This is a genomic window from Terriglobales bacterium, from assembly GCA_035624475.1.
Classification (GTDB): Bacteria; Acidobacteriota; Terriglobia; order Terriglobales; family Acidobacteriaceae; genus DASPRL01.
In genome coordinates this window covers 1-4,280 of sequence record DASPRL010000158.1, presented here as the reverse complement: position 1 = coordinate 4,280, position 4,280 = coordinate 1, and the positions used below count along the sequence as shown (strand labels likewise).

The window sequence follows — 4,280 nt, the reverse complement described above, 5'->3', positions numbered from 1 at the left end:
ACCTCGGTGCAGGGCAACACGTTTGTCGGCTACGTAGGCGTAGGGGCCAAGTACTACGTGACGCCGCACTGGGGCTTCCGCTTCGATGTGCGCGACCACATCAGCGCCAACGGCATCAGCAACCTGCTGAGCGCCAGCCCTTCGGTGGTGCTGGTGCCGGCGGGGACGGGAGGCTGCGCAATCGCCGGCGGGGCCCCGAACATCCTGGTGTTCTGCAACGATGCCACGGCGGGCAATTCCAGCCTCTCCGGTCCGGCGATCTCGAACTTCCACACCTTCTCCGGTTCGGGGGCGCTGCACCAGGTGAGCGTTACCGGAGGCTTGTTCTTCCGCTTCTAGAGTCCAGCTCTCAACCCGGGCCCGCGCTTCGGCGTGGGCCCTTCTTTTTTCCGGGTCATGGAAAGCATCTGGACATCCAGTCGGCCGTAGTGGAAAATGACCTGCTGCACTCAGGAGGGAAGAATGAAGCACTCTATTAGCCTCCGGGCCTTGTTGTTCTTGCTTTGCGTAATGGTGGTCGTGGTGGCGCTGGTGAGTCTGCCGGTGGCCGCCCAGGAGGCGCCTCCCGCCGCACCGTCGGTTGCGGCGGCCGCCTCGTCCTCGAGCACCGCTCCGGCGGCCTACAACCCGGCGGCCGCGGCCTTTGCCACTCCCAAGCCGGCGGCTGCGGCTTCGTCGGAGGGTCCGGACCCCGACCGCAAGTGGGAGGTCGAGTTCCACGGTGGCGGCGCCTTCGCTAACACCCCCACGTCCGGCAGCTCCAACCTGCCCAATCCGGGGCCGCTCATCCCGACCCTGCTAGGGCCCAACACCAGCCGCGCTGTGCCTTCGTTCTACTTCGGGGATGGCGCTCTGCTGTGGAACCAGTTCATAGCCGCTGCCGCGAACCCGCTGTTGACCAACACGATCACGCCGCTGGATGCCGTGCTCACCAATTCGGTGGTGAGGCGGCGGAATGGAGGCATGTTCGGTGCCCGCATCAGCCGCGACCTGACTCCCCGCTTCGCCCTCGAAGGCACCTTCGACTACAGCCTAGGCGAGTTGGGATTCACCAACGGGGCGCTAGCCAACATCCAGGCGACCAGCGATAGCTGGCAGGCCGCCCTGATCCAGCCCAACGCTCCCCCCTTCTGCGGCGCGTGCACGGCCACGACGGTTACTTCGACCGTTGCGCTTCGCGACCACCAAGGGGCGAGTTACATGCTGACCGGGGCGGTGAATGTCAACGCCCTGACCTCGGGGCGCTGGATCCCGTACTTCACCGTGGGTGTCGGGTTCCTGGGCAACACCGGTGACACTCCCGCCGCCCTCCTCGTGGGGAACTACCAGTACACCTTCGGCGGCATCACCACCAACGTGACCGATACCGCCCTCCTGCAGAGTACGGTGGCCAGCCATTCGTTCGTGGGCGTGGTGGGCGCGGGGCTGAAGTACTACGTGACCCCGCACTGGGGCATCCGCGGCGATGTGCGCGACTACATCAGCTCCAACAGCATCAGCACCCTGCTGAGCGCCGCTCCCACCCTGGGAGGCGCGCCTCCGGGATGTTCGATCTACTCCGGGTCGAATCCTACCATCCAAGATTGCACCCCCGGCGTGGTGGGGCAAGTCGCCACCCTGAGCGGGACGCCTATCGTCAACTTCCACAGCTTCTCGGGTTCGGGAGCGCTGCACCAGATCGCCATCACTGCGGGCGTCTTCTACCGCTTCTAGCTCGAGTTGGAAACCCGGCCCGCGCTTCGGCGCGGGCCTTTTTTGCCTTGAGAACATGGAAAGTTGCTAGACATTCGTGCGGGCGTGGGGGAAAATGGCCCGCTGCATCTCAGGAGGGAAGTAATGAAGCGCTCTATCAGCCTTCGGGCCTGGTTCTTGTTGCTCGGATTGATGGCGGTGGTGGCGCTGGTGAGCCTGCCGGCGGCCGCCCAGGAAGCGGTTCCGGCGGCACCTTCCGCTGCGGCAGCCTCTTCATCCAGTCCGGCCCCGGCGCCGTACAACCCGGCGGCCGCGGCCTTTGCCACTCCCAAGCCGGTTCCGGCTGCGGCTTCCTCGGAGGGTCCGGACCCGGACCGCCGTTGGGAGGTGGAGATCCATGGCGGCTACCAGTTCGCTATCAATCCCACTTCGGGCACCAGCAACCTTCCCAACCCGGGCGCGCCGTTCAGCACTGTCCTGGGCGTCAACGACAGCCGTGCCATCTCGTCCTGGTACTTCGGGGACGGAGCGCTGCTCTACAACCAGATGGCGGCTACGACAGGCATCCTGGTCAACACCATCACGCCCTGGGACGCGGTGCTGACCAGTTCGGTGGTGCGGCGTCAGGACGGGGGCACGGTGGGCGGGCGCGTCAGCTATGACTTCAACCGCCGCATCAACGCCGAATTGAACTTCGACTACAACCTGGGCGACCTGGCTTTCACCAGCGGCAGCCTGATCAACACCCAGGCCACCAGCGACAGCTGGGCGGCGGCCTTCAGCGAGTGGCTCGGCCCCACTTTCTGCGACGGCGCTTGCACCAACGTCTTGGTCACTTCGACCCCGACCCTCATCAACCACCAAGGTGCTGCCTTCGAGTTCACGGGGGGCGTGAACGTCAACTTCTGGACCAGCGGCCGCTTCATCCCGTATGCGTCAGTGGGCGTGGGCGTGCTGCACACCACCGGGGACGTCCCCGCCATCAATCTCACGGGCAACTATCAGTTCGCCACTCTGGGTGGCACCCAGAATATCAACGAGACCGACAGCGCCACGCTGATCACCTCGGTGCAGGGCAACACGTTTGTCGGCTACGTAGGCGTGGGGGCCAAGTACTATGTGACGCCGCACTGGGGCTTCCGCTTCGATGTGCGCGACCACATCAGCGCCAACGGCATCAGCAACCTGCTGAGCGCCAGCCCTGCGCTGGTGCTGGTGGCTCCGGGAACCGGAAGTTGCATTCTCAACGGCTCCGGGCCGCCTCGGGTGGAGTTCTGCAACGACCCGACCCTGGGCTTTGGCCAGTCCAGCCTGTCGGGACCGGCGGTCAGCAACTTCCACAGCTTCTCCGGCTCGGGAGCGCTGCACCAGGTTTCCGTGACCGGGGGCTTGTTCTTCCGCTTCTAGAGTCCAACCTCTCAACCCGGCCCGCGCTTCAGCGCGGGCCTTTTTTGCCTTGAGAACATGGGAAGTTGCTAGACATTCGTGCGGGCGTGGGGGAAAATGGCCCGCTGCATCTCAGGAGGGAGGAATGAAAACTAGCCTTCGGGCCTGGTTCTACTTGCTAAGCGTGATGGTGGTCGTGGTGGCGCTGGTGAGCCTACCGGCGGCCGCCCAGGAGGCGCCTCCCGCCGCACCGTCGGTTGCGGCCGCCTCTTCGTCCAGCACGGCCCCGGCGCCCTACAACCCGGCGGCGGCGGCCTTTGCCACCCCCAAGCCGGCCGCCGCGGCGGCTTCTTCGGAAGGGCCGGACCCGGACCGCCGCTGGGAGGTCGAGATCCACGGCGGCTACCAGTTCGCCATCAACCCCACTTCCGGGACCAGCAACCTGCCCAACCCGGGCGCGCCGTTCCTGACCATCATTGCTTCACCCACCCGCGCCGTTTCCTCCTGGTACTTCGGGGACGGAGCGTTGCTCTATAGCCAATGGGTCGACGCCCTTAACGCCTTGGTGGGACCGCCCAACGTGCTCAACGACAAGATCACGCCCTGGGACCCGGTGCTGACCAGTTCGGTGGTACGACGGCAGGACGGCGGCACGGTGGGCGGGCGCGTCAGCTATGACTTCAACCGCCGCATCAACGCCGAATTGAACTTCGACTACAACATGGGCGATCTGGCCTTCACCAGCGGGAGCTTGATCAACACCCAGGCCACCAGCGACAGCTTCCTCGCCGCCTGGACCGAGAACTTGACCACCTGCGGTGCCTGCACCATCCTCAGCATCACCTCGACCCCCACTCTGGTCAACCACCAGGGGGCGGCTTTCGAGTTCACCGGAGGCGTGAACGTCAACTTCTGGACCAGCGGCCGCTTCATCCCCTATGCGTCAGTCGGGGTGGGCGTGCTGCACACCACCGGGGACGTTCCTGCCATCAATCTCACCGGCAATTACGACTACATCTTCGGCGCCCAGGAGCACAACGAGACCGACAGCGCCACGCTGATCACCTCGGTGCAGGGCAACACGTTTGTCGGCTACGTAGGCGTAGGGGCCAAGTACTACGTGACGCCGCACTGGGGCTTCCGCTTCGATGTGCGCGACCACATCAGCGCCAACGGCATCAGCAACCTGCTGAGCGCCAGCC

General features: G+C 65.3%; 4 protein-coding genes. All 4 read left to right on the top strand.

Annotated features, from left to right (window positions below; all coding sequences use genetic code 11):
* A partial coding sequence (locus tag VEG08_06540; GenBank protein ID HXZ27643.1) for a hypothetical protein occupies positions 1–339 on the top strand: 339 nt, incomplete at its 5' end.
* Positions 340–462: 123 nt separating this feature from the next.
* The gene (locus VEG08_06535; protein ID HXZ27642.1) at positions 463–1,713 is read left to right on the top strand and encodes a hypothetical protein; all 1,251 of its coding nucleotides are present in this window, start codon (positions 463–465) and stop codon (positions 1,711–1,713) included.
* A gap of 123 nt (positions 1,714–1,836) precedes the next feature.
* On the top strand, positions 1,837–3,099 hold the full coding sequence (locus VEG08_06530; GenBank protein ID HXZ27641.1) for a hypothetical protein: 1,263 nt from the start codon (positions 1,837–1,839) through the stop codon (positions 3,097–3,099).
* Between the two features lie 124 nt (positions 3,100–3,223).
* Positions 3,224–4,280 (top strand): outer membrane beta-barrel protein (locus VEG08_06525; GenBank protein ID HXZ27640.1); only part of this gene is annotated, 1,057 nt, incomplete at its 3' end.

Bases quoted from the DNA above. Each gene is read 5' to 3' on its own strand.
- VEG08_06535 (HXZ27642.1), top strand. From the start codon at position 463: ATGAAGCACTCTATTAGCCTCCGGGCCTTGTTGTTCTTGCTTTGCGTA.
- VEG08_06530 (HXZ27641.1), top strand. From the start codon at position 1,837: ATGAAGCGCTCTATCAGCCTTCGGGCCTGGTTCTTGTTGCTCGGATTG.